The sequence below is a fragment of the Paraburkholderia azotifigens genome (assembly GCF_007995085.1).
Classification (GTDB): Bacteria; Pseudomonadota; Gammaproteobacteria; order Burkholderiales; family Burkholderiaceae; genus Paraburkholderia; species Paraburkholderia azotifigens.
The window spans coordinates 2,975,615-2,998,777 of the sequence record NZ_VOQS01000001.1; the positions used below are offsets into that span (position 1 = coordinate 2,975,615).

A 23,163-nucleotide genomic window follows, 5' to 3' on the forward strand; every position below is an offset into this window, starting at 1 on the left:
CGGCGGGTCGGTTCTGCAGCGCGCCCGTCTCGTGCGGTCACTGCCTGCTACCGCCGCCGATAGCTGCGAATGGATTCTGAGTGGCCAGGCATCGTACGTCAGAATCCAACGGCCGGCGCTATATCAGGACGCCGGCTCTTTTTTTCATGGTGCCTCAGGATGTCGAGCCTGGCTGTGGCCAAGGCCACCCCTTCTTCTCGTCAGGCGCATCCCACTCAGCGAGCGGCGCTGCCTCGACCGACACTTCGACCGCCTCCTTAGCGGCATCGTGCGCCGGGTCATCCGAAGCGCCCGGTTTCATTTCGGGAAGGCCGGTCCCAAACCATTTCACCTTCTTCTGGATATGGACAACGTATTTCTTCCAGCCGTCAGGGTTGCCATCAAAAAGGTCATGCTGGACAGTTGACGCAAGCGCCTTGCGGTTCAGCTCAGATTCAAGCAGTTCCTTTGGCCACAGAAAGAACGCGCTCGCGACGCGTGCGCTGAACTCGGCCGCTGTCATCCTCGGTGTGACCATCTGGAGGAAGGCGAAGTCTTGCAACGAATCCTGTCCCTTCGCAAGTTGAGCCACCAGTGCATCCGGCCGACCTGCCTTGGTCAGACAGCTCACAGCTTCGAGCATGTCCCGAGGTGAAGCAGCAGTTCCCGTCTATCAAACCGGTCATCCATTGCAGTATCTCCGTTCATTGCGCCTCTGTGAATGATACTAGCCGGTCTCACGGTTGCATGTAGCGAGTGCGTTGCGGGTCGTTCGCGAGCGGCAATGGTCGACGGGACCACGGAAGAGGGGCCCGGCTGAGCGGGCCAACCTGTTCAAACCGTCCGACTGTGGGCGTCTACGGCGGCGGGAGGTCGACGCCTGCTTGTCCTGGACCCTGCTTCAATTCGAAGAGAACCCGGGCAAGCTGCGGTGCCTTTGCCAATGTGACCATGGAGCGGAAACAGGAGAGTCGCGCAGTTCCAGCATCAACAAGCGCGTCGACAAAGTTTTATTTTTTCGTGGCAGCCTTGACCTGTTCGGCGGCCTGTCTGGTCGCCCTGTTTGAGGCGGAAGCTGCGGCGTCAATGTCGTTTTCGGCAATCTCCCGCGCCTGTTCGGCAGCCTTTTTGCTGGCTTCAATCGTCGCGCTCGTCGCCTCAGTGGCGGCCGTCACCGCTGTTTGCAACGCATTCACGGCGGCTTCGGTTCCGGCCGGTGCATTGCTCGCGACCGTGTCGACAAAGACTTGCGCGTCATGCTGTCGCTGTTTGAATTGGGCCTCAACGCTCGCGGTCAGTTCCGCCTGGACGCCGACCATGATGTTGTACACGTGTCGCCAGTACGACTGCGCTTCTTCCATCGCGGCTTGCGCCCGCTTTGCGTGCAATGCGAATAGCTCCTGTGGGTCCTTGGTTGACAACGCTGCGCCGGCGATTGCCTGATTTTCGGCGAGCGTCGATTTGGCCGCCCGCAAGTTCAGCTCGGTCAGCTTTTCGATGCAGCCAAATGCCTTGGTCCACACATTGGACAGCGTTTCGATGCTGGCTCTCTGCGAGGCGACCGCTTGTTCACCGGAAAGACTGCTCATTACAACCTCCATCTGGGGAAAGTAGCGGGAAGTCCATGATGCCACCCGATGGAATCATGAACGGCGCTACGGGGCAGGAATCTGGTCACGCAGCAAGGCTTGGTCCCGGGATGTGTCCAATATCAGTTGTCCTGTACGTTGCAACCAGCGTCGCGCCATGCAAGATGTCCGTTGGGCATGACGGTATTGCAAGATGACGTCACTGGCACACGCACGGCAGGTGTGGTCCTGGCTCCGTTCAAGCGAAAGACTGAGCGCGGTCCGTGACCGAGGTCGACATGCCGTGTGCCCTTCTTGCAGGATGATGCACAGCTGCCGGTTTGCTCGTTCTACTCGGCGCACATCTTTGCGTCGCCAGTCGGGTGGTCACCAGGGCGGTACGGCAATTGCGCAACGAGCAAAGCGGTCGTGCGTCCGCCATTGACGCACAATCCGCGTGGAGCGAAGGAGACGGTCATGCGAGTTGCTACGAAGAGAATGTTGATAGGGGCATTGATTTTGAGCTTGTCCGGCGCCGCGTACGCGCAGGGCGCGGGCGCTGGTGGCGGGACGGGCGGTGGCAACGCAGCGGGGCAGGGTGGAACCGGCATGGGCACCCCAAACACAAGCGGCGCGACGGGCACGCCGTTTGGTGCGTCTGGTGCAAACACGATGGGGACAATGTCTGACCCGACGCAGAAAAACATGCAAAAGAAGCAGAACAAAGGCGCAATGGACTCGCCTGCCTCGGGGAGCGGGTTGAAGAAGCCATACTGACTTCGGATAAATACATCTGGGCATCAAGGGGACTCGAGGGGCGAAGGCTTCGGCATAAACCAAGGCCCGTCCCACAGGGGATGAAAAATGGGGCGCGCGTTTTGCTGCTTGGGGAACCTTCACCACCTGCACATCGTGGATACGCCCCATTGCGGGGCGCACGCACCAGTGCAGTTCAATCCATGTCCGGAAGTCCGATGTCACTCAGAACGAGGCCGGGCGTCTCCCAGGCACCTGTTTTGCATCAAGCAGGTACGGAGCACAGTACGCGATGGAGGTCAACATGGCCAGGGATACTCGTCGCTGGGGCTTAAGCGCCTCGAACCGGCACGCTCTCCGGAATGCAGAGGCAGAAATTGCCAATCTGGAGAGAGCATTATCCGCGGGCGGGATGTACTCGATATTTGCTCAGACCTATTGGCGACGTCGTCTCTACGAAATCCACGCGACGCCCGGCCTGCCACTTCCCCAACGTCTCAAGCTGGAAAAGCTGCTTACCGTTCTGGAGAGGCACGAGAAACAATATGGATAGCAAATCCATTTTCGAACCTGGCGGGCGCCTGAGTTTTGCAGTGCAATCCTGTCGAGATTGGGCTGACTGTGCGTGAACGCACAGCGTATTCACGACAACAGACCTCATGATGGCTCACTCGCACGCGTCGTGGGCCGACACCACCGAAATTTTTCAGGTCGCGCGCGCAACCTCCGGTGAAACGCATGGAGGAACGGTTGGCATGCCTATGGTTAAACGGACAGGTGTCGAGCACAATGCGAGGGCACTTACCGTGGACGAGTCGGCCGTCGTCAGAATTCGGGAGGCATTGATTTTCGCAGCGCGCGCGCAGCAGGTCGTGAGCTATCGCGATTTTCATGCATTCTTCGGAGGCGCGGGTACGCTTCGCAAGCGGTTCGAGTTACTCGACCGGATTGTTCACGAGCTTGCTGACCCGGCCGACGCCGATTATGGCTCGCTGATGGCCAATTCCCAGGGCCTGCCGGGACCGGAGTTCTTGAGGCGGTATCGGGTCTTCCATGCTGACGAGTATGAAACTATCGTTGGCGGCAATGCATTCACCCGGCCCAGGTCGGCGCAGCGATTGCGGATAGCATTGACGGAACGTCAGCGCGTCTATCTTCATGCGCGCAACCAGCGGCCTGCTTTACCGGAAGTTCCCGTCTGGACACCGACCTTAGCGATTCGCGGACCGGAGTCTCCCACAAAACCATAACCAGCCGCCGCGACCCCATTGTCCCATTCAACGGCGTTTCGAGCCGAACCTAGCAACGACCCGGGGTGACAGCAAGCGCCCAGAATCAACCCTGAGTCGGGCTTCCATGACTGCACTTCGCAGGCGCTGACTATCTGGTCCCTAAAGCTAGGCCGACGATTGCCTCATTTTCGGCAAGCGTCGATTTGACGGCCCGCCAATTCAGTTCATCCAGTCCTTGTCGCTGCATTCGTGGTCGGGCTAACCACGCAAGGCATACGCGAGGTCTTCAAGCGAGGGCGGCTTGATTAGGTGGCAATCGAATCCGCTCTCAATGGCGGTGGAGTCCGGCATTGTCCCGGCGTAACCGGTCAGTGCCACCAGACGGGCCGATGAGCATTGCGCATGCTCGCGCAGCCGGCGTGCCAGTTCATGCCCGTCCATGCCGGGCATGTTGATGTCAATGAGTGCGACGTCTGGTGTGTACGACTCGACTATCGCGAGCGCCTCCAGTCCACTCTGCGCACGTTTGACCTCGTGACCGTCGAGTGTCAACAACATCGCGAGTGCCTCGGTGGCATCTGCATTGTCGTCTACCAGCAGGATGCGGGCTGGTGGCATGCCGTGCGTGGTTGCCGCCGCGTGGTCGACCTGATTCCTGCACACGATGGGCAGCCGTACCGTGACCTCCGTCCCCTTGCCCTCACCCTCGCTGACGACAGCAATCTCACCCCTGTGGGCGTTGACCAGGTATCTGACGACGGACAGGCCAACACCCAGTCCGCCTTCTGAACGTGTCCGCGCCGACGGCGATTGGGCGAACATGTCGAAGACGTGCAGCAGCATATCTTGCGCGATGCCGATTCCGTTGTCGCGCAAGACGATGATGGCGTCCCTGGGCGTCGAATCGTGCGCGGGTATCGTATTTGGGTCGGGGGCATCCACCCGTAGCCTGATTTCACCTCCCGATGGCGTGTACTTCACGGCGTTCGACAGCAGGTTTGAGACGACCTGCGTCAGACGGGCAGCGTCCGCAAAGACTGTTACCGGATACCCCGGCAACATCACCTGCAGCTGTTGCTGACGTCGCTCCACCTCGTCCGTGACGGCGGCCATCGCGTCCTTGACGATGTCGCCGAGCAGTCCGTAGGCGGGGCGGACCGACAGCTTGCCGTGCCGTATCCTCGACGCGTCAAGCAGGTCACTCACGAGGCGCTTCAATTGCCGCACTTGCCTGTTGGCGAGCGCCAGCGCCGATAGCACGGAGGGATTGCCGGCTGCCAACTTTTGCGCCGCCGCGAGCGCGCTGTCAATCGGGCCGAGCGGGTTTCGCAGTTCGTGACCCAGCGTGGCGATGAAATCGACCTGATGAGCCTCCACCACAGCGAGCGCGTTCCTGGTGGCTTCCGCTTCCTCAGCGCGCGCTTCTGCGTCGGCTTTCGCCTGCTTGATGGTTAAGGCGGCACATGTGAAGTTTGCAAGACTCGTCAGGATGCGGCGGTGTTCGCTGTCAAAATGAAGGTGCTCATCATGAGACATGACCCATAGCGCGCCCCACGGCTCGGGTGTGCCGGGAACCGGCACGACCAGTTCTTCTGTGACCTCCAGAGGGATGGGGGCCAGGCAATCGAACTGGCGTTTGGGAAATGCGAACAGCTGGGGTGAGCCCAGTTGAAGCGTGACCCCCGCCGGGCTGTTGTCGGATTGAAGCAGGTGCCCGACGAGGCCCGTACAGTGTCCCGCTAGCGCCACCCAGCGGAACGTATGTGGTGGATTCGCATCACGTTCGCGCAGGCTGATGCCGGCGCTGCCGGCGTTACACAACTTCAGCGCGGTGTCGACGAGCGTCTGGAGCATCACGGTATCCGATGCGTTCAGCGCCTGGGCTAGACCATGCAGCGCCTCATTTTCTGCGGCAAAGTCCGGAGAGCGGCGTCGACGCGCCTCGAGCTTCTCGGTCACAAGCGTACCGGCGCGCTGGACCCGATTTACGGCGTCTGAATCTGACATCCTGGGCATGCCACCCTCGTGCGGAGTGAAGGTTCGTTTGTAAGAAAAACGCCAGTCCACCTCAATTCTAGTCCGGCAATTTTGACCGGACTACCGTGACATCGGCATGCGGCTGTGCAGTATTGTCCGCGCAAGGTAAATATAGGGCGGAGACGCGATGGCTATGGGGCGGACGGAAGCGGCACCGGCCTTGCTGATATAAGCTTGTTGTAAGAGAGCGCGCCGCACACGCGTTGCGCAGCAAGGAGCAGGTCATGAAAGCGCTTGATGCAGCGTCGCACGCACGCAGTGCCGTTGCGGTGGTGGCGCTGTCCGCAGGTTTGTCCGGTTGCTATTACTACGCGCCCTATGGCTACGTTCCATACGGTGACGTGCCGACAGCGGTGACGCAGCCATATCCCTTCACGATGCCGGATGCAGCCGCATCCGGCACAGCGTCAGATGCGACTGCATCGACGAACACCTATCTCGCAACCACGGCGCCGGTCTTCGTTGAGCCGGCGTATTACCCCGTCGCGTATCCGTACTACGGCTGGCCGTGGTGGGGACCTTCGGTGTCGCTGAGCTTCGGCTATTGGGGTGGCTGCTGTTACGGTGGAGGCCATCATGGCCACTGGGGCCATGGAGGCTGGGGTGGCCACGGCTATTGGGGCCACGGGCACGGAGGCGGCTGGACTGGCCACGGATACCGGTGGCGTGGCGGCGGGGGTGGCTGGGGCGGCGGTGGCGGTGGCCATTACTGGGGCGGCGGCGGACGTCACGGCTCAGTGCACTGAACGCGAGATGCCTGAAAGCGCGGCCCGACGACCCAATGCGAGCCGGCGCTGGAAATTGGGGAATAGTCCGGACGCGGATGAGCAGCGTCCTGCTTGGCAGCCACTGCGTTGAAGGCGATTCTTGTTCGCTCCGAAAGCGCCTTCCTCTTGCGAGACGGATAGATTCTGACCGAAAACGGAGCACCCGCAACCGGTCACGTGAGGTACGCGACTACTTCGTAACAGTGCGAGTCTTCAAGGTTTCCCGTACCCGCTTCGCGGCGAACAGGGGAACATAATCCATGATTCGTGCGTCGCGCTTATACTCTTCGATAGCGTTGGCGTACATCATCGCTACAAGGTCTTCAGCGTTGTCAGTGGACTCAGCGATTTCGTGCACGATTTTCTCCGAGTCTTCCGTCTTCATCGAATGCTCCGGTCGTCAAAGTTGGAGCATTAGATTCAACGCCATGCAAGCCACATAGGCCAATGAAATCCGCCAATGCGCGATGGCACCGCCAAAGGAAAAATCTATTCGCATATTGCACCAACCTGCGGGTGGTTCGCAAGCCTGCGTTCTTCGCATGAAGGGTCGCGTTGGTTGAGCACGCGAGCGGGCGAGCGCATTCGGGGTCCGAAGTAACCGGCAACATTCACATCGCCTTGAAGCGTAAAGGCCCACTAGCGATTGGAACGGTCGCGTCTTCCCGCCTCGACTCTTTTGCACGCGTCCGTCAGGAGCCATCGTCCCAAAACCTCCGGACGCTGCATATCGTGCGGAGCCGATTTGATTGCGCCATCAAAATACACGATGACAGTCCCGGCCATCACACGATAGCTGCCCACGTACCGTGTGCCATTTATTTCGACCTCGACCGTTCGTCTTATCTCGTATTCCTGAACCGCCATGCGTTAAGGTAAAACAAAAGCACGACGCTACCTTTCCAATTCTCTATCAGTCAACTGAATATACGTTTTCATGCAATTTGAATTATCGGAAGCCCATCACACTCCGCAGCGAATGGGGGTGCATACGATGTAGCTTGGCTCGTCTAGCAACGGCATCAGCAAGTAGCAACTCTTTCGCGCGCTGGTGATTTAGCTTACGCGTTTGCATGCGTCGCGCCGTGAGAGATTTGACGCGAGCGCATACCGGCGTCAACCGGCCACGAGAAGTGCAGTCTCAAAATCTCGCCGATTATTGCGTCCACGCCGCTGGACAGTTCCCGTTGAACCTCGGCAGGTATACGGGAGCCCAGATTTCGAAACATTTCTTCGATACGCCTATGAGCGAATCCCATCACGTCAGCTTCGGATGGCGGTGAAATCTTCGCGTTCGTCGACATTGTGGCTCACCTTCAACCACCCCACGCGCCTCAGTAACGTTCAGCGGGGCTAGAGCCATGAAGATGTATCCATCTCAGTGTCTCTTGCGTTGCTTCGCCTGGCACAGTTCTAGTTCTTTGCTGAGCTCATCTATCTGCACTTGCATGTCGGCTGCTCGTCGGAGGAGCTGCCCGACCTGCCACCAATACGCGTATCCTAAATCCCCGCCCTCCAAGGCGAGTTCATGGATTTTTTGAAGTGCAATCTCCAAGTCAAGTTCATTTTCGGTAGGCATGTTGCTCTCTGCGGTGGACGAAAGATGATGCTCGCGCAATGAAGCAGCTGAGCGCCGGAAGATGTAGCCTTGGTGGACCTAACGCTTCTTTATGCGTAACACCACCAAAGCGATAACGGCTCCGAGCGCTGGCACATACAGTAGCGGTAGGTTTTGGATGACGATTTCCAGAATCTCTTCCACGGTCTCGAAAGGAGCTGTGCTCAGCGCTTCGTAAATTCTTCAGCGGCTTTCAGCACAGGCTTGACCCTGTTAATCGCGAGAAATTGGAGCGGCGTCGAACCACCAAGCGCCTCTTTTGGAGTGGTAAAAAAGTTCCACCTGTCCCAATCCGACGTACCACCAAGACTACGCATGACCTTCGCAAGGTCGTTGTGACGAATCATGGGCGACAGAAAGAAGCCGGGGATGTACACCACTCCGTTGAGTTCAACGTTAAAGACTTTCCCTGAAGCGAGGGATTTGTTTAGTTTCTTCTCTGTGACTTCTGCTGCCCCAAGGTAGTCGTCCATGCGCAGCAACTTCCCTTGACGCACGAGGTCGTAGCGCTCGGAGTTTGCCGACGCGCTCTGTATCGCATTCTCGCTTCCAGATGTTCGCAGTTTCGATTTACGGCTAACGCTCTTCCGTAGTTTCTCGCCCTCGTCACGCATCGAAGGGAGGTCTAGGTTCAGTATTGTCGAGACGCCAATGACTTTCCACAGTCGATTCTTAAACATGCGCCCGAGCTGCTCGTCGGAAAGCTGCTCGAGAAGCGCGTTCCAGCCTATAGGGTCAACCAGGAGGGCAGCCACAACTGCACAATGAATCGCGTGGTCTACCTGTGCAAGCCGTGCCTCTTCGAGCGAAGGAGTCTCTCGTCTTTGACGAGGCGGCCTTGGCGTTAACACTCCTTTGGTCGTGGTTGGATTCATGGCGGTAGGAGTTAGTTAGAGACCGGTGTCGTTCTCAAGATACTAAAAAAGGTAGAACTCAGGGCTTTGAAGTCAGCGGCCGCCACCAGTGCGCGCTCCACCTCTTCACGCATCAGAAGTCTCAGTGGCGTGAGACCTCCAAGTGATTCTGATGGCGTCGTGAAGAATTTCCATTTACTCCAGCCTGTTGAATCACCCAAGCGCCGCACCACCCTCGCGAAATCCCTGCGGTCGACTAGATTTGATAAGGCAAAAATTGGGTAATACTGGTTGGACTCGAATTCCACAGCGAACAACCGGCACGAAGCAACGTCCTCGCTTAGCTTTTGCTCAGTGATGCCTGCGGCTTTGCAAAAGTCCTCTGCGGGTAGCAGCCTTCCTTGTAGAACAAGGGAGTACCGCTCTATGTTCGCCGCAGAGACATTGGTCAAACCCGGGAATTCCGAAGCTCGGCGGTCGGTGAAGTGGCCCCGCTTCTCGTCTTCCTCACGAGTGGAGCTTAAGTCCAAGTTCGACAACGTAGCGGTGCCAATGACTTGGATGAGGTGTGCCTTGAAGAGGCGCCCGACTTCTGCATCGGACATGAAAAGACTTGCTTCAGCGCCTGTTGGGTCCGACAGCATCGCTGCAACGGCGGCGTTGCGCATGACATGTTGCACGTCGGTGCCGTTGAAGAGCGGGTTGTCCTTTGCATTGCTTCCGGACCGTGGCATATCTATTCCTACGTGTTGCTACTGACGACAAGCCTCCAACATCACGGACCAGTCTCTATCGGTCACCGAGTGTAGCCACTGCAAGTAGCTGCTCCGTAATGTCGTTGGTTACTGTTTCGATGGCTTCTGATGACACGCCCGCATATGCAACATATGTGTGGATGCTAGACATCGCCGTCACCCATAGCTTTTCCGCGTATCTGTTCTGTCACATCTTTCACGCAGCCGCCCTGTCCGCGGGTGATGGTGTGAAACCAGATGTCCCAAGTGTCGATAACATCCCAAAAGAATCCGGGCTCGCCCAGGAGTCGATAGGTAAGGCCGTCACTCGTCTGCACGTGCATCGTCTTCTGGTTGAACGTGACGAGAGCAGAACTCACGCGTCCTTGGTCAACGGAGTCGTAGCCCACGAGACGCTTCAAACCGTCATCGGTCTCGAAGATTCTCCAACGCGACAGAAACACGTCGGGCTCCTCCGAGCTGACAACGGAAACATGCCAAATGGGCACTGACGCCTCCAAACAGTAAGAGCATGACTCGATAAGACTTCAAGGGCGAACGTGCTTCTCCCGACCAACGGCTACCTGTTTGCTCACCTTTTTCACGCTATACGCGGCACAACCCTTCCCGCGCGGTAACGACACCTGCTGCTTCCCGGCAGGACGGCTTAGACAGGCTCAAGTGCAATGCAGCCATGAAGTGTAGGCGATGAGTTTTGAATAGTAAACTATGTAGAATTATATGCTGTAGATATTTACTCTTCACTGCCTGATGCTCCTGCCTCATATGGCAGCGAACATCAATGACCGTCGCGACGAACTTCGTACGCGCATATCAACCAACATAAAAATCTTGCGCGGCAAGCTCGGCATGTCCCAGGAGGCTCTGGCGGACCGTGCTGGCCTTCATCGGACCCACATAAGCCAACTTGAGCGCGGGACTCTGAACTTGGGACTGGATACGCTTATCGTTGTAGCCGCAGCTCTTGGCGTCGAAGAGGTCGAACTCCTCGCTGTCCCTACCGAAATGCCCGAACCCGTACGGAGAGGGCCTCGAAGGCGGATTCCGATGGAGGCAAACCATGTACCGGAGACACAGGCCGACAGCTTCGAGAAAGAGCGGAACGGAAAAAGCGGCGCGAAAGGCCGGCGTCGCGGTTAAGCGATAAGAAATGGGAGAATGAAAAAAACCAAGTACGTTGGGCGGAGCGCCTTCATCTCGACTGCGAATCGCGAGTGAACGAAAACAGATTCGCGGCGCGTATTTGTCGGCGACAGGAGCGGTAGCAAACGAACCTTTGCGTAATCAGAGATGCCGTCCATCGTGTTTTCGACCGGACAGTTGAGACGAGCAAATGCGAGCTTTGGGAGCAACCTGTTGAGCTTCCCGCTTCGCAGTGCCAGCGCCTGACACTCGAACCGATGGTCCACATCGGCCTGTGGCAGTTCCCCGTGTGCACAACTTCGCTGCCCACACCACAAGGGTGTGGACAGCCGCCCTGAGGGCGGTTCCGAAGTTGCACACACTTGAGCCTGACGCGCCGGCTTTGCCGGCTTGCCTTTATTTTATTTACGAGCAGTGAGACGGCGACGGCCGACGGATTCGACGTCCTATGTAGTCGCTGTTCGCCCGTCGCGGATTGCGGGTGAACCTATCTGCGATGGCGCTTCAGACGATGGGTGGCGAACCGTGGCGGATGTCCATAGGCACCAAGTTCTGGGGTGGATGTCCATACCCCCTTATGTGCGGGTGAACAGAAAGTTCATCACGTCGCCGTCATGCACGACGTACTCCTTCCCTTCGGCGCGCATCTTGCCCGCTTCCTTCGCACCTTGTTCACCCTTGTACGTGATGAAGTCGTCGAAGCCGATGGTCTGCGCGCGAATGAAGCCGCGTTCGAAGTCCGTGTGAATCGCGCCCGCTGCCTGCGGCGCGGTATCGCCGATATGGATCGTCCATGCTCGCACTTCCTTCACGCCAGCCGTGAAGTACGTCTGCAGACCGAGCAGCTTGAAGCCTGCGCGGATCACGCGGTTCAGGCCCGGCTCGTCCATGCCCATGTCGGCGAGGAACACTTCCTTGTCTTCATCGGCGAGATCGGCGATTTCCGCTTCGATCGCTGCGCACACCGCGACCACGGGCGCCTTCTCCGATTCCGCATAGTTGCGCACCGCGTCCAGATGCGGATTGTTCTCGAAGCCGTCTTCCTTGACGTTTGCGACATACATGGCCGGCTTCGCCGTGATCAGGCAGAACGGCCTGATCAGCAGGCGCTCTTCTTCCGTCAGATCGAGGCCGCGCACCGGCTTGGCCTGGTCGAGCTGCACGCGGACCTTTTCCAGCACGGCGGCCAGCTTCACCGCTTCCTTGTCGTTGCCGGACTTCGCGGCCTTGGCGTAACGCGTCAGCGCCTTTTCGACCGTCGCGAGGTCGGCGAGCGCGAGTTCCGTGTTGATGACTTCGATGTCCGACACGGGATCGACCTTGCCCGCGACGTGAATCACGTTTTCGTCTTCGAAGCAGCGCACGACGTGCGTGATCGCGTCGGTTTCGCGGATGTTCGCGAGGAACTGGTTGCCGAGGCCTTCGCCCTTGCTAGCTCCCGCGACGAGACCCGCGATGTCGACGAACTCGACGACGGCAGGCACGACGCGCTCCGGCTTGACGATTTCCGAGAGCGCCTTCAGACGCGCGTCCGGCACTTCGACCACACCGACGTTCGGCTCGATCGTGCAGAAGGGATAGTTTTCGGCGGCGATGCCCGCCTTGGTCAGCGCGTTGAACAGGGTGGACTTGCCGACGTTAGGCAGGCCGACGATGCCGCATTTGAGGCTCATGAAGGTTCTCTACAAATCAGGTGGTGACAGGCTTCGGCGAACGGAGCGGACTTTGCCGCACAGGCTGCGCGCAGCGCGACGCGATGCCGGCTGCGGCCCGCCAATCTGTTCGCGCCGGATGGCGCGGCACAGGCGGACTGTCGCAAGACGCCCGCCGCGCTGCCAACGCGCGCCGGGGTGCCGGATAACCGAAAACCGCAATTGTAACCCTGTCCGGCGGCGCATTCGCGGCAGTGGAGGATCGGCAGGGCGTGCTGACCGTCTTGGGCCTGCAACGGCCGTGTCGTCCACAATCGACGGAATTCGTGCCCGACCTGCATCAATCCCTCGTCAAACAAAGCCAGAATGCCCCCGAAAGGCGGCCCCGCCGATCCGTCCCCGCCACCCCTCGCGGCTATAATGGCCGGATGAATGCTCACCATCAGTCCTTCGACGTCGCCGTGATCGGCGGCGGGCTCGTCGGCAAGACGGCGGCGCTCGCGCTGACACAGAGCGGCCTGCGCGTCGCGCTGCTCGCGCAGCACTGCCAGCCGCTGCCCGCCGACGCCGTGTTCGACTCGCGCGTCTACGCGCTGTCCGCGAGTTCGCAGGCGCTGCTCGAACGCCTGCGTGTGTGGCAGGCACTCGACGCATCGCGGATCGCGCCCGTGTACGACATGCGGGTCTACGGCGATGCGCACGCCGAACTGCATTTTTCGGCGTTTCAGGCTTCCGTGCCGCAGCTCGCGTGGATCGCGGAATCGTCGCTGATCGAACATGCGCTCGACGCCGCGCTGCGTTTCCAGCCCAACCTCACGTGGCTCGACACGCGCGCGCAGGGGCTCGATGTCAAGACGGGCGGCGCGACGATCGGCCTCGCGAACGGCAACGTGCTCGAAGCCGACCTCGTGGTCGGCGCGGACGGCGCGCATTCGTGGGTGCGTGCGCAGATCGGCTCGAAGGCGAACCGGCGCGATTACCGGCAGACGGGCGTCGTCGCAAACTTCAAGGCGGAGCGGCCGCACGGCGAGACGGCCTATCAGTGGTTTCGCGACGGCGAGATCGTCGCGCTGCTGCCGCTGCCGAACGGTCATGTGTCGCTCGTCTGGTCGGCGCTGACGGATCACGCGAACACGCTCGTCAAGCTCGATCCGGCGCAACTGGCGGCGGAAGTCGAGCGCGCGACGATGGGTGCGCTCGGCACGCTCGAATGCGTAACGCCGGCTCAAGGCTTTCCGCTCGCGCTGCAAACCGTCGACAGGCTGGTCGCGCCGCGCGTCGCGCTGGTCGGCGATGCCGCGCATCTCATTCATCCGCTCGCCGGTCAGGGCATGAATCTGGGTTTGCGCGACGTGGCGTCGCTGGTGGATGTGATCGCGAAGAAAGAGGCGTTCCGCGATATCGGCGACATGGTGCTGTTGCGCCGCTACGAGCGTTCGCGCAGCGAGGACATTCGCGCGCTGACCATTGCCACCGACGGCCTGCAAAAGCTGTTCGGGCTGCCCGGCAATATCGCGCGCGCGGTCCGCAATACGGGCATGGCGTTCGTCGGCGCGCAGCCGCTGATCAAACGCTGGCTTGTGTCGGCGGCGCTGGGCTGATAACGCATCGACGCACGGCGCGCCGCTTTGAACCGCGCGGCGACGCGCACGTCTGACAGGATCGATCACAAGGCATACCATCTGCGCAAGGTGCGCGGAACTTGAACACAGGCGAACACAGGCGCAAACGAGCGGCAAACGGCCGCGCGCCGAACCGAATCAGGAGCAGCAGCATGAAGAAACGGATCCGTATCGCCGCGCTGGCGCTGGCCGTCGCGACCATCGGCCTCGGCTGTTCGGCGCAGGCCGACCAGACCACCGACAAGCTCAAGTCGACGCTGCAATCGCGTCTGAGCGAAGCGACCATCAAGAGCGTGTCGAAGTCACCCATCGACGGGCTTTACGAAGTGAACCTCGGCTCGCAGATCATCTACAGCGACGCGACGGGCGACCATCTGATTCTCGGCGACATAGTCGACTCGAAGACCCGCAAGAACCTGACGGAAGCGCGCCTGTCCGAAACCAACCGCATCGATTTCGCGAGCCTGCCGTTCGCGAACGCGGTGAAAGTGGTGAAGGGCAACGGCAGCCGCAAGATCGCCGTGTTCTCCGATCCGAACTGCCCGTACTGCAAGCAGCTCGAAACGACGCTGAAGTCGATGGACAACATCACCGTCTATACCTTCCTGTACCCCGTGCTGTCGCCGGATTCGACGGTGAAGTCGAAGTCGATCTGGTGTTCCGCCGACCGCGCGAAGGCGTGGGAATCGTGGATGCAGGATCACCGCGCGCCGACCGCGCCGGGCACCTGCGACACCGCCGCGATCGACAAGAATCTCGCGCTCGGTCAGTCGATGAACGTGAGCGGCACGCCGACCGTATTTCTCGCCGATGGCCGCCGCCTGCCGGGCGCAGTGCCCGCGGACGAGCTGGACAAGGCGTTGTCGTCGGTGCGCTGAGTGCGCGTATCGTCTGAAATCGTCTGAATGTGTTTGACAGGAGGCGCGCGGCGCCTCCTGTGTTTTTAAGCCCGCCGAATCTCCTCACCCGTTTCCACACACGAGCGCCGATGAAGCCGATCCGCTACGCCATCGTTCCGAAGCAACCCGCCGCCCATCTCTTTGAAGTCACCGTCACGGTCGCCGAACCGGATCCGGCGGGCCAGCGCTTCATGTTGCCCGTGTGGATTCCAGGCAGCTACATGGTCCGCGAGTTCGCGCGCAACATCGTCACACTGCGCGCATTCAACGACGCGGGCCGCAAGGTGCGCGTCGAAAAGACCGACAAGCACGCGTGGCAGGCGGCGCCCGTGAAGGGCGCGCTGACGCTGCGCTACGAGGTCTACGCGTGGGACATGTCGGTGCGTGCCGCGCATCTCGACGACACGACGGGCTTCTTCAACGGCACGAGCGTGTTCCTGTCGCCGCTCGGCTTCGAAGAGGCTCCTTGCGTCGTCGATATCCAGAAGCCCGCGGGGCCGCAATTCCGCAACTGGCGCGTCGCAACGGCGCTCGCGGAAGCGCGCGGCACGAAGCGTTACGGCTTCGGCGAATACTCGGCGCAGAACTACGACGAACTGATCGATCATCCCGTCACGCTCGGCGAATTCGAACTCGCCACATTCAAGGCGCACGGCGTGCCGCATGACATCGTGATCGCCGGGCGAGTGATCGGGCTGGACATGGCGCGGCTGTCGGCGGATCTGAAGCGCGTGTGCGAAGCGCAGATCGCGCTGTTCGAGCCGCGCTCGAAGAAGGCGCCGATGGACCGCTACGTGTTCATGACGCAGGCCGTCACCGACGGTTACGGCGGGCTGGAACACCGCGCGTCAACGGCGCTGATCTGCAACCGCTCGGATTTGCCCGTCACGGGCCGCGACGAGACGACGGACGGCTATCGCACGTATCTCGGGCTGTGCAGCCACGAATACTTCCACACGTGGAACGTGAAGCGCATCAAGCCGGCGAAGTTCGCGCCGTACGATCTGACGCAAGAGAACTACACGACGCTGCTGTGGCTGTTCGAAGGCTTCACGTCGTACTACGACGACCTGATGCTGGTGCGCAGCGGTCTGATCAAGGATACCGAGTACTTCACACTGCTCGGCAAGACGATCGGCGGCGTGCTGCGCGGCAGCGGGCGTCTGAAGCAGACGGTCGCCGAAAGCTCGTTCGACGCGTGGGTCAAGTACTACCGCCAGGACGAGAACGCCGCCAACGCGGTCGTCAGCTACTACACGAAGGGCTCGCTCGTCGCGCTCGCGTTCGATCTGACGATTCGCGCGCAAACGCAGAACCGCAAATCGCTCGACGACGTGATGCGCCTGCTATGGCAGCGCTACGGCCGCGATTTCTACAAGGGCAAAGGGCAGGGCATCGAAGAATCCGACGTCGAGGCGCTGTTCGCCGAAGCGACGGGCGCCGATTTGTCCGATCTTTTCGCGGAAGGCGTGCGCGGCACGCGCGATCTGCCGCTCGACACGCTGCTCGCGCCGTTCGGCGTGACCGTCGAGCCGGACGTCGATCCGAAGGGCAAGCCGTCGCTCGGCGCGCGCGTGCGCGGCGGCGCGGATTGTACGCTGGCGGCCGTTCACGACGGCAGCGCGGCGCAGAAGGCGGGACTGTCGGCGGGCGACGTGCTGATCGCCGTCGACGGCCTGCGCGTGACGGGCTCGAATCTCGACACACTGCTGTCGCGCTATCAGCCGGGCGCGAAGGTCGAGGTGCACGCGTTCCGGCGCGACGAGCTGCGCGTCGCGCAGGTCAGGCTGGATGCGCCGGAAGTCTCGCGCTACAAGCTCGCCTCGAACGACAAGCGGGCGTCCGCCGTGACTGCGCGCAAGCGCTGGCTCGGCGGCAAATAACAGCCGGCCTCATTTATAGAGGCAAAGCCCGGCGGCGGATTGTTCCATGGTTGCAACAATCCTTCGCCGCCGCGCTACTTTTTCCAGGTCGGGTAAAAAAACACAATGGTTCCACTCGCGCAACACAGCGCGCCCCTCACTGGAGTCACAGATGACCACGATCCTGCAAATCAACTCGTCGGCTCGCTCGCAAGGCGCTCAATCGACGCTGCTCGCCAACGAACTGACGGCAAAGCTGCAACAATCGAATCCGGGCGCGCAAGTCGTCGTCCGCAATCTGCACGAAGACGCGCTGCCGCACCTCGACGACGCGATTCTCGGCGCATTCTTCACGCCGGCAGAACAGCGCACGGCCGAGCAGCAAGCGATCGCAGCGCGCAGCGAAGCGCTGATCGCCGAACTGCAAGCCGCCGACATCGTCGTGATCGGCGCACCGCTGTACAACTTCGGCATCTCGTCGCAACTGAAGACGTACTTCGACTTCATCGCTCGCGCCGGCATCACGTTCAAGTACGGCGCGAATGGTCCGGAAGGCCTCGTGAAGGGCAAGAAGGTGTTCGTGGTGTCGGCACGCGGCGGCAAGTACGTCGGCACGCCGGGCGACTCGCAGACGCCTTACCTGACGACGTTCCTGGGCTTCCTCGGCATGACGGACGTGAACTTCATCTACGCGGAAGGCCTGAACATGGGCCCGGACGCAGCGAGCGCGGCACTGGCCGGCGCGCGCGAAGCGATCGCCACGGCGTAAGCACGCGACGCTCGTTCAATAGAAAACGCCACGGAATCTCGATTCCGTGGCGTTTTGCTTTTTGAGCCTTGTGCGTTGTGTTTGACGCGCAGCGCGTTTTTCAGGCGAAGACTTCGCCCGTTTCGGGCAAACGCCAATCGATAGTCTGACGACCGTGCGCTTCGAGAAATTCGTTGGCGAGCGCGAAATGCCGGCAGCCGAGAAAACCGCGATGCGCGGACAGCGGCGAAGGATGCGGCGCTTCCAGCACGCAATGCGACTTGCCATCGAGCAGCGCGCGCTTCGCCTGCGCGTGCGCGCCCCACAGCATGAATACGAGCCCTTCGTGACGCATCGCGAGTTCGTGGATCAGCGTGTCGGTGCATTTTTCCCAGCCGCGCTTCGCGTGACTCGCCGCGCGATCGCGTTCGACCGTCAGCACCGTGTTGAGCAGCAGCACGCCCTGGCGCGCCCACGCGTCGAGGCAGCCGTGCTGCGGTGTTTCATAACCGAGGCTCGCGGCGATTTCCTTGAAGATGTTGCGCAGCGACGGAGGCGGCCGCACTGACGGCGGCACCGAAAACGCGAGTCCGTGCGCCTGCGGCGTGCCGCGGTCTTCGCCGTGATACGGATCCTGGCCGAGAATCACGACCTTGACGTCGTCGGGACTCGTGAGGCGCAGCGCGCGGAACACGTCGGCGGGATAGACGGTCTTGCCAGCTGCTCGTTCACCGTCGACGAAACGGCACAGCGGCGCGTACGTGTCGCTGTCGATGAAGGGCTTCAGATGCGCGCGCCATGCTGGCGGCAAGGCTTCGAATTGCGATTCGAGCGTCTGGATGTCGGCGGTGGGAGCGGGAGTGGCGGCGCTGCTGTCGTCGTCGGTGAACAGCGACGGTTGCGTCGGCGGCGTGCGGGAGCGTTTGGCGGAATTCATGGCGGGCAGTGTGGCAGTAAACGCGGACGCGCTCAAGGTTCGTCGCGTTCGCCAGCATGTTCGTTGCCGCGTTCTGCCCGCGTTGCGGGCTACTTCGAGCCGCTTTCGCGCAGACGATAGCCGCGCTGCGCCTTGCTCACGTCATCGGGACGCAGGCCGTGGACGGCGTTCGCCAGTTCCGCCGACAACGTGTTCAGCGCGCTCGCGTCGCCGTGCTTCAATTCCAGCTCGACTTCGCAGATCGGCGCGCGGCGCTGTTCGCCGTTCACGTCGGCGAGAATCTCGCCTTGATCGATGGCCGCTTCGATATCGGCGCCGTCGACGCTCACATGCCAGATTGTCCGCGAGAAGTTCGTGCTGAAAAGCGGAATCAGTTCGTCGCGCGCACTTTGCAATGCGGCTTTCGACCGCTCGTCGTCGCACGCTTCGAGCAGCGTGTCGATTTCGAGCGCGTTGCCCTCGACGGGCATTTCCCACTCGTGCCGGCTATGCAAGCCGTCATTCGACGTGCCGACCGTCTTGTATGTCTGCAGCCAGCCGTCCGGCGTGCGGCGCACGCGCACGGCGCTTTTCGCGCGCGCGAGCGTCAGCGACGGCGTGTCGAAATAGCTGTTTTCCAGCGTGATCGTGCGGCCTGCGCCGCCCGCGCGCTGAATGAACCATTGCGTCGCCGCGCCGACCTGATCGGTCGGCAGCGCCAGCTTGATCTCGTGTTCCATGCCCATCGCCTGACTCGCTTTCGACGTTCGCCGGACTCAGAAGAACATTCGCGCAAGTTCCGCGCCCGGCTCTTCGGCGCGCATGAACGCCTCGCCGACGAGGAACGTGTTCACGTCCATCGCGCGCATCCGCTCGACGTCGACGCGCGACAGAATGCCCGACTCGGTCACGACAATGCGATCTTCCGGCATCATTTCGAGCAGGCCGAGCGTGGTGTCGATCGACGTTTCGAACGTGCGCAGATTGCGGTTGTTCACGCCGATCAGCGGCGTCTTCAGCGTCAATGCTTCGACCAGTTCGTTCTTGTCGTGCACTTCCACGAGCACCGCGAGACCGAGCGAATGCGCGTACGCTTCGAGATCCTGCATCTGCGAGGTTTCGAGCGCGGCGACGATCAGCAGGATCGCGTCGGCGCCCATCGCGCGCGCTTCGAGGATCTGATACGGATCGACGATGAAGTCCTTCCGCAGCACGGGCAACTGGCACGCGGCGCGCGCTTCTTCCAGATACTGCGCGCTGCCCTGGAAGAACTGCACGTCGGTCAGCACCGAGAGACACGCCGCGCCGTGCGTCGCGTACGAGCGCGCGATGTCGGCGGGGATGAAGTTGTCGCGCAGCACGCCTTTCGACGGGCTCGCCTTCTTGACCTCGGCGATCACGGCCGCGAGACCTGCCTCGTGTTTCGCGCGGATCGCGCCGACGAAATCGCGCAGATCGCGCGACGATGCCTGCAGACGCAGCTCTTCGAGCGGTGCGCTTTGCTGCGCGGCGCGCACTTCTTCGCGCTTGACGCCGATGATGCGGTCGAGAATATCGCTCATGTGAATTCCGTTACTTGATCAATGCTTGAACTGCTGCGTGAAGCGGACCAGTTCGTCGACTTTCGCGCGCGCCTTGCCGCTCGCGATCGCCTCACGCGCCAGCAGGATGCCGTCGGCGATCGAATCCGCGACGTTCGCCGCGTACAGCGCGGTGCCCGCGTTCAGCGTGACGATTTCGCGCGCGACGCCCGGCTTGTTGTCGAGCGCTTCGAGCAGCAGCACTTTCGACTCCGTCGCGTCCGCCACTTTCAGCGTGCGGTTCGACACCATCTGCATGCCGAAGTCCTCGGGGTGAATCTCATATTCGGTCACGTCGCCGTTACGCAGTTCGCCGACCTGCGTCGCCGCGCCCAGCGACACCTCATCCATGCCGTCCATACCATACACGACCAGCACATGTTGTGCGCCGAGACGCTGCATCACGCGAACCTGAATGCCGACGAGGTCCGGGTGAAACACGCCTTGCAGCTGGTTCGGCGCGCCGGCGGGGTTGGTCAGCGGCCCGAGGATGTTGAAGATGGTCCGTACGCCGAGTTCGCGGCGCACAGGCGCGATGTTCTTCATTGCGGGATGATGGTTCGGCGCGAACATGAAGCCCATGCTCGTTTCGGCGATCGATGCCGCCACCTGTTCCGGCTGCAGATCGATGTTGACGCCGAGCGCTTCGAGCACGTCGGCGCTGCCCGACTTGCTCGACACGCCGCGATTGCCGTGCTTCGCGACTTTCGCGCCCGCCGCCGCCGACACGAACATCGTGGCCGTCGAAATATTGAACGTATGCGAGCCGTCGCCGCCCGTGCCGACGATATCGACGAAGTTCGAGTTGTCCTGCACGTCGACGTGACGTGCGAACTCACGCATCACCGTGGCGGCCGCAGTGATTTCGCCGATGGTCTCTTTTTTGACGCGCAAGCCGGTGATGATCGCGGCCGCCATCACGGGCGACATGTCGCCGCGCATGATGAGGCGCATCAGGTGCAGCATCTCGTCGTGGAAAATCTCGCGGTGCTCGATCGTGCGTTGCAGCGCTTCCTGGGGCGTAATCATGATGACGTCTCCTCTTTTATTCAGACGCTGCGTGCCGCAGTTTTCGACTGCTTCACGAAGTTTTCGAGCAGGGCGTGGCCGTGTTCCGACAGGATCGATTCCGGATGGAACTGCACGCCTTCCACCGCGAGCGTCTTGTGACGCACGCCCATGATTTCGCCGTCGTCGGTCCATGCGGACACCTCGAGGCAATCGGGCAGCGACTCGCGCTCGATGGCCAGCGAGTGATAGCGCGTAACGGTGAAATGCTTCGGCAGGTCGGCGAACACGCCTTTACAGTCGGTTTCGATCTGGCTCACCTTGCCATGCATGATGGTCTGCGCGCGCACCACACGGCCGCCGAACGCTTCGCCGATCGCCTGATGGCCGAGGCACACGCCGAGTATCGGATACTTGCCGGAGAATTCGCGCAGCACGTCGAGCGTGATGCCCGCGTGTTGCGGATTGCTCGGTCCCGGCGACAGGCAGATGCGCTCGGGATTGAGCTTCGCGATCTCGTCGAGCGTGATTTCGTCGTTGCGGTAGGTCCGCACGTCTTCGCCGAGTTCGCCGAAGTACTGGACCAGGTTATAGGTGAACGAGTCGTAGTTGTCGATCATCAGCAGCATGGTCAGTCTCCGTCAGAAGTCGCTATCGAGGCCGTCTTGGACCTGCTCGGCAGCGCGCAGCACGGCGCGCGCCTTGTTTTCCGTCTCTTGCCATTCGGATTCGGGCACCGAGTCGGCGACCACGCCCGCTGCCGCCTGCACATACAGGTTGCCGTTGCAGATGACGCCGGTGCGGATCGTGATGGCGAGATCCATCTCGCCCGTGAACGACAGATAGCCGACGGCGCCGCCGTACAGGCCGCGCTTCACGGGTTCGAGTTCATCGATCAGTTCCATCGCGCGCACTTTCGGCGCACCCGACAGCGTGCCCGCCGGGAACGTCGCGCGCAGCACGTCGAAATTGGTCATGCCCGGCTTCAGCTTGCCTTCGACGGAACTGACGATGTGCTGCACGTGCGAGTACTTTTCGATCACCATCTTGTCGGTCACGGCCACTGAGCCGATTTCCGCGATGCGGCCCACGTCGTTGCGCGCGAGGTCGATCAGCATCACGTGTTCGGCGATTTCCTTCGGATCGTTCAGCAGTTCGGTAGCGAGCTCGGCGTCGCGCTCGGGCGTGTTGCCGCGTGGACGCGTGCCTGCCAGCGGGCGGATCGTGACGATGCGGTCTTCGTTGCGCTTTTCCTGACGCACCAGAATTTCCGGTGACGCGCCGACCACATGGAACTCGCCGAAGTTGTAGTAGTACATGTACGGCGACGGATTCAGCGAACGCAGCGCGCGATACAGCGAGAGGGGATTGTCGCGGTACGGTTTGGTCAGACGCTGGCCGACCTGCACCTGCATCAGTTCGCCCGCGGCGATGTATTCCTTCGCCTTGCGCACGGCGGCAAGATAATCGTCCTTCTTGAACTCGCGGAAAATTTCAGTACGCACGCTCGACGACGTGACGGGCGGCTGCACGGTCGTGCGCAGACGCTGCTTCAGTTCGCGCAGACGCTGCTTGCCGCGCGTGTAGGCCTCGGGCGTCGTCGGATCGGCGTAGATCACGAGGTACAGCTTGCCCGCGAGGTTGTCGATGACGGCGACTTCTTCCGTCAGCAGCAGCTGGATGTCGGGGAGATTCAGATCGTCGGGCGGGGCCGTGTGCGCGAGCTTCTTTTCGATGTAGCGGACCGCGTCGTAGCCGAAGTATCCGGCCAGACCGCCCGCGAAACGCGGCAGACCCGGACGCAGCGCGACCTTGAAGCGCTTCTGGAACTGCTGGATGAATTCGAGCGGATCGCCGTCGTGCGTCTCGACGACCTTGCCGTCCTTCACCACTTCCGTCACGCCGTTGCTCGTGCGGATCAGCGTGCGCGCGGGCAGGCCAATGAACGAGTAGCGGCCGAAGCGTTCGCCTCCCACCACCGATTCGAGCAGAAACGAGTTCGCGCCATTGCGCTCGGTTTGTGCGAGCTTCAGATACAGCGAGAGCGGCGTTTCGAGGTCGGCCAGCGCTTCGGCGATCAGCGGGATGCGATTGAAGCCCTCGTTCGCGAGGGACTGAAATTCGAGTTCGGTCATGTTCCGATCCTGTTCGTGTGTCCGGCGGTGTG

The 23,163-nt window shown here is 61.2% G+C and carries 23 protein-coding genes and 1 pseudogene; 9 read left to right on the forward strand and 15 right to left on the reverse strand.

Annotated features, from left to right (window positions below):
- Nucleotides 1–154: 154 nt before the first annotated feature.
- Together FRZ40_RS13315 and FRZ40_RS13320 are read right to left on the reverse strand one after the other, a co-directional pair.
- Nucleotides 155–669 (reverse strand): annotated as a pseudogene (locus FRZ40_RS13315) (hypothetical protein).
- 320 nt (nt 670–989) lie between these two features.
- A complete protein-coding gene (locus tag FRZ40_RS13320; protein ID WP_147234349.1) occupies nt 990–1,568 on the reverse strand; it encodes a phasin family protein in 579 nt (192 codons plus the stop codon).
- A gap of 456 nt (nt 1,569–2,024) precedes the next feature.
- Here FRZ40_RS13320 and FRZ40_RS13325 point away from each other — a divergent pair, with 456 nt between their 5' ends.
- The 3 genes from FRZ40_RS13325 (at nt 2,025) to FRZ40_RS13335 (ending at nt 3,553) form a co-directional block, all read left to right on the forward strand.
- Nucleotides 2,025–2,324 carry a hypothetical protein gene (locus tag FRZ40_RS13325; protein WP_147234350.1) on the forward strand — a complete coding sequence of 100 codons (300 nt, stop codon included), beginning with the start codon at nt 2,025–2,027 and terminating at the stop codon, nt 2,322–2,324.
- Between the two features lie 283 nt (nt 2,325–2,607).
- Nucleotides 2,608–2,856: a hypothetical protein gene (locus tag FRZ40_RS13330; protein WP_240057145.1), complete on the forward strand. Its 249-nt coding sequence runs from the start codon at nt 2,608–2,610 to the stop codon at nt 2,854–2,856.
- A gap of 106 nt (nt 2,857–2,962) precedes the next feature.
- Nucleotides 2,963–3,553: a hypothetical protein gene (locus tag FRZ40_RS13335; RefSeq protein WP_147234352.1), complete on the forward strand. Its 591-nt coding sequence runs from the start codon at nt 2,963–2,965 to the stop codon at nt 3,551–3,553.
- Nucleotides 3,554–3,793: 240 nt separating this feature from the next.
- Here the strand turns inward: FRZ40_RS13335 and FRZ40_RS13340 are convergent, their stop codons facing one another.
- Nucleotides 3,794–5,494 (reverse strand): ATP-binding response regulator, encoded by a 1,701-nt coding sequence (locus tag FRZ40_RS13340; protein WP_240057146.1) that lies wholly within the window; start codon nt 5,492–5,494, stop codon nt 3,794–3,796.
- Between the two features lie 302 nt (nt 5,495–5,796).
- Between FRZ40_RS13340 and FRZ40_RS13345 the strand changes: the two genes are divergently transcribed.
- Entirely contained in the window at nt 5,797–6,318 is a 522-nt protein-coding gene (locus FRZ40_RS13345; RefSeq protein ID WP_147234353.1) for a hypothetical protein, read from the forward strand.
- A gap of 211 nt (nt 6,319–6,529) precedes the next feature.
- Here the strand turns inward: FRZ40_RS13345 and FRZ40_RS13350 are convergent, their stop codons facing one another.
- From FRZ40_RS13350 to FRZ40_RS13375, 5 genes are all read right to left on the reverse strand, one after another.
- Entirely contained in the window at nt 6,530–6,724 is a 195-nt protein-coding gene (locus FRZ40_RS13350) for a DUF3562 domain-containing protein (protein WP_147234354.1), read from the reverse strand.
- A gap of 993 nt (nt 6,725–7,717) precedes the next feature.
- A complete protein-coding gene (locus tag FRZ40_RS13360; protein ID WP_147234356.1) occupies nt 7,718–7,918 on the reverse strand; it encodes a hypothetical protein in 201 nt (66 codons plus the stop codon).
- A gap of 203 nt (nt 7,919–8,121) precedes the next feature.
- The gene (locus FRZ40_RS13365; protein WP_147234357.1) at nt 8,122–8,712 is read right to left on the reverse strand and encodes a hypothetical protein; all 591 of its coding nucleotides are present in this window, start codon (nt 8,710–8,712) and stop codon (nt 8,122–8,124) included.
- A 131-nt stretch (nt 8,713–8,843) separates the two neighbouring features.
- A complete protein-coding gene (locus FRZ40_RS13370) occupies nt 8,844–9,545 on the reverse strand; it encodes a hypothetical protein (protein ID WP_147234358.1) in 702 nt (233 codons plus the stop codon).
- A gap of 164 nt (nt 9,546–9,709) precedes the next feature.
- The gene (locus tag FRZ40_RS13375; protein ID WP_147234359.1) at nt 9,710–10,009 is read right to left on the reverse strand and encodes a hypothetical protein; all 300 of its coding nucleotides are present in this window, start codon (nt 10,007–10,009) and stop codon (nt 9,710–9,712) included.
- Between the two features lie 322 nt (nt 10,010–10,331).
- Between FRZ40_RS13375 and FRZ40_RS13380 the strand changes: the two genes are divergently transcribed.
- Nucleotides 10,332–10,706: a helix-turn-helix domain-containing protein gene (locus tag FRZ40_RS13380; protein WP_275670995.1), complete on the forward strand. Its 375-nt coding sequence runs from the start codon at nt 10,332–10,334 to the stop codon at nt 10,704–10,706.
- 578 nt (nt 10,707–11,284) lie between these two features.
- Here the strand turns inward: FRZ40_RS13380 and ychF are convergent.
- Complete coding sequence (gene ychF / locus FRZ40_RS13385) at nt 11,285–12,382, reverse strand: redox-regulated ATPase YchF (RefSeq protein ID WP_147234361.1); 1,098 nt, start codon at nt 12,380–12,382, stop codon at nt 11,285–11,287.
- A gap of 407 nt (nt 12,383–12,789) precedes the next feature.
- Between ychF and FRZ40_RS13390 the strand changes: the two genes are divergently transcribed.
- The 4 genes from FRZ40_RS13390 to FRZ40_RS13405 all read left to right on the forward strand — a co-directional run bounded on the left by FRZ40_RS13390 (nt 12,790) and on the right by FRZ40_RS13405 (nt 17,513).
- Nucleotides 12,790–13,962 (forward strand): UbiH/UbiF family hydroxylase, encoded by a 1,173-nt coding sequence (locus tag FRZ40_RS13390; protein WP_028369636.1) that lies wholly within the window; start codon nt 12,790–12,792, stop codon nt 13,960–13,962.
- A 173-nt stretch (nt 13,963–14,135) separates the two neighbouring features.
- On the forward strand, nt 14,136–14,861 hold the full coding sequence (locus tag FRZ40_RS13395) for a DsbC family protein (protein ID WP_147234362.1): 726 nt from the start codon (nt 14,136–14,138) through the stop codon (nt 14,859–14,861).
- A gap of 110 nt (nt 14,862–14,971) precedes the next feature.
- Entirely contained in the window at nt 14,972–16,765 is a 1,794-nt protein-coding gene (locus tag FRZ40_RS13400) for a M61 family metallopeptidase (RefSeq protein ID WP_147234363.1), read from the forward strand.
- 151 nt (nt 16,766–16,916) lie between these two features.
- Nucleotides 16,917–17,513: an FMN-dependent NADH-azoreductase gene (locus FRZ40_RS13405; protein ID WP_028369633.1), complete on the forward strand. Its 597-nt coding sequence runs from the start codon at nt 16,917–16,919 to the stop codon at nt 17,511–17,513.
- A 100-nt stretch (nt 17,514–17,613) separates the two neighbouring features.
- Here FRZ40_RS13405 and FRZ40_RS13410 read toward each other — a convergent pair whose 3' ends face one another.
- The 6 genes from FRZ40_RS13410 to trpE all read right to left on the reverse strand — a co-directional run bounded on the left by FRZ40_RS13410 (nt 17,614) and on the right by trpE (nt 23,131).
- Nucleotides 17,614–18,429: a uracil-DNA glycosylase gene (locus FRZ40_RS13410; protein ID WP_147234364.1), complete on the reverse strand. Its 816-nt coding sequence runs from the start codon at nt 18,427–18,429 to the stop codon at nt 17,614–17,616.
- 89 nt (nt 18,430–18,518) lie between these two features.
- The gene (locus FRZ40_RS13415) at nt 18,519–19,154 is read right to left on the reverse strand and encodes a CYTH domain-containing protein (RefSeq protein ID WP_028369631.1); all 636 of its coding nucleotides are present in this window, start codon (nt 19,152–19,154) and stop codon (nt 18,519–18,521) included.
- Nucleotides 19,155–19,184: 30 nt separating this feature from the next.
- Complete coding sequence (gene trpC, locus FRZ40_RS13420; protein ID WP_028369630.1) at nt 19,185–19,970, reverse strand: indole-3-glycerol phosphate synthase TrpC; 786 nt, start codon at nt 19,968–19,970, stop codon at nt 19,185–19,187.
- 18 nt (nt 19,971–19,988) lie between these two features.
- On the reverse strand, nt 19,989–21,020 hold the full coding sequence (gene trpD, locus FRZ40_RS13425; protein ID WP_028369629.1) for an anthranilate phosphoribosyltransferase: 1,032 nt from the start codon (nt 21,018–21,020) through the stop codon (nt 19,989–19,991).
- A 17-nt stretch (nt 21,021–21,037) separates the two neighbouring features.
- A complete protein-coding gene (locus FRZ40_RS13430) occupies nt 21,038–21,625 on the reverse strand; it encodes an aminodeoxychorismate/anthranilate synthase component II (protein WP_147234365.1) in 588 nt (195 codons plus the stop codon).
- A 12-nt stretch (nt 21,626–21,637) separates the two neighbouring features.
- Nucleotides 21,638–23,131, reverse strand: coding sequence for an anthranilate synthase component I (trpE, locus tag FRZ40_RS13435; protein ID WP_028369627.1), 1,494 nt, complete (start codon nt 23,129–23,131; stop codon nt 21,638–21,640).
- Between the last annotated feature and the right edge of the window lie 32 nt (nt 23,132–23,163).

Coding starts and splice junctions, on each gene's coding strand:
- FRZ40_RS13320 (WP_147234349.1), bottom strand. CDS start 1,568: ATGAGCAGTCTTTCCGGTGAACAAGCGGTCGCCTCGCAGAGAGCCAGC.
- FRZ40_RS13325 (WP_147234350.1), top strand. CDS start 2,025: ATGCGAGTTGCTACGAAGAGAATGTTGATAGGGGCATTGATTTTGAGC.
- FRZ40_RS13330 (WP_240057145.1), top strand. CDS start 2,608: ATGGCCAGGGATACTCGTCGCTGGGGCTTAAGCGCCTCGAACCGGCAC.
- FRZ40_RS13335 (WP_147234352.1), top strand. CDS start 2,963: ATGATGGCTCACTCGCACGCGTCGTGGGCCGACACCACCGAAATTTTT.
- FRZ40_RS13345 (WP_147234353.1), top strand. CDS start 5,797: ATGAAAGCGCTTGATGCAGCGTCGCACGCACGCAGTGCCGTTGCGGTG.
- FRZ40_RS13350 (WP_147234354.1), bottom strand. CDS start 6,724: ATGAAGACGGAAGACTCGGAGAAAATCGTGCACGAAATCGCTGAGTCC.
- FRZ40_RS13360 (WP_147234356.1), bottom strand. CDS start 7,918: ATGCCTACCGAAAATGAACTTGACTTGGAGATTGCACTTCAAAAAATC.
- FRZ40_RS13370 (WP_147234358.1), bottom strand. CDS start 9,545: ATGCCACGGTCCGGAAGCAATGCAAAGGACAACCCGCTCTTCAACGGC.
- FRZ40_RS13380 (WP_275670995.1), top strand. CDS start 10,332: ATGGCAGCGAACATCAATGACCGTCGCGACGAACTTCGTACGCGCATA.
- ychF (WP_147234361.1), bottom strand. CDS start 12,382: ATGAGCCTCAAATGCGGCATCGTCGGCCTGCCTAACGTCGGCAAGTCC.
- FRZ40_RS13390 (WP_028369636.1), top strand. CDS start 12,790: ATGAATGCTCACCATCAGTCCTTCGACGTCGCCGTGATCGGCGGCGGG.
- FRZ40_RS13395 (WP_147234362.1), top strand. CDS start 14,136: ATGAAGAAACGGATCCGTATCGCCGCGCTGGCGCTGGCCGTCGCGACC.
- FRZ40_RS13400 (WP_147234363.1), top strand. CDS start 14,972: ATGAAGCCGATCCGCTACGCCATCGTTCCGAAGCAACCCGCCGCCCAT.
- FRZ40_RS13405 (WP_028369633.1), top strand. CDS start 16,917: ATGACCACGATCCTGCAAATCAACTCGTCGGCTCGCTCGCAAGGCGCT.
- FRZ40_RS13410 (WP_147234364.1), bottom strand. CDS start 18,429: ATGAATTCCGCCAAACGCTCCCGCACGCCGCCGACGCAACCGTCGCTG.
- FRZ40_RS13415 (WP_028369631.1), bottom strand. CDS start 19,154: ATGGGCATGGAACACGAGATCAAGCTGGCGCTGCCGACCGATCAGGTC.
- trpC (WP_028369630.1), bottom strand. CDS start 19,970: ATGAGCGATATTCTCGACCGCATCATCGGCGTCAAGCGCGAAGAAGTG.
- FRZ40_RS13430 (WP_147234365.1), bottom strand. CDS start 21,625: ATGCTGCTGATGATCGACAACTACGACTCGTTCACCTATAACCTGGTC.
- trpE (WP_028369627.1), bottom strand. CDS start 23,131: ATGACCGAACTCGAATTTCAGTCCCTCGCGAACGAGGGCTTCAATCGC.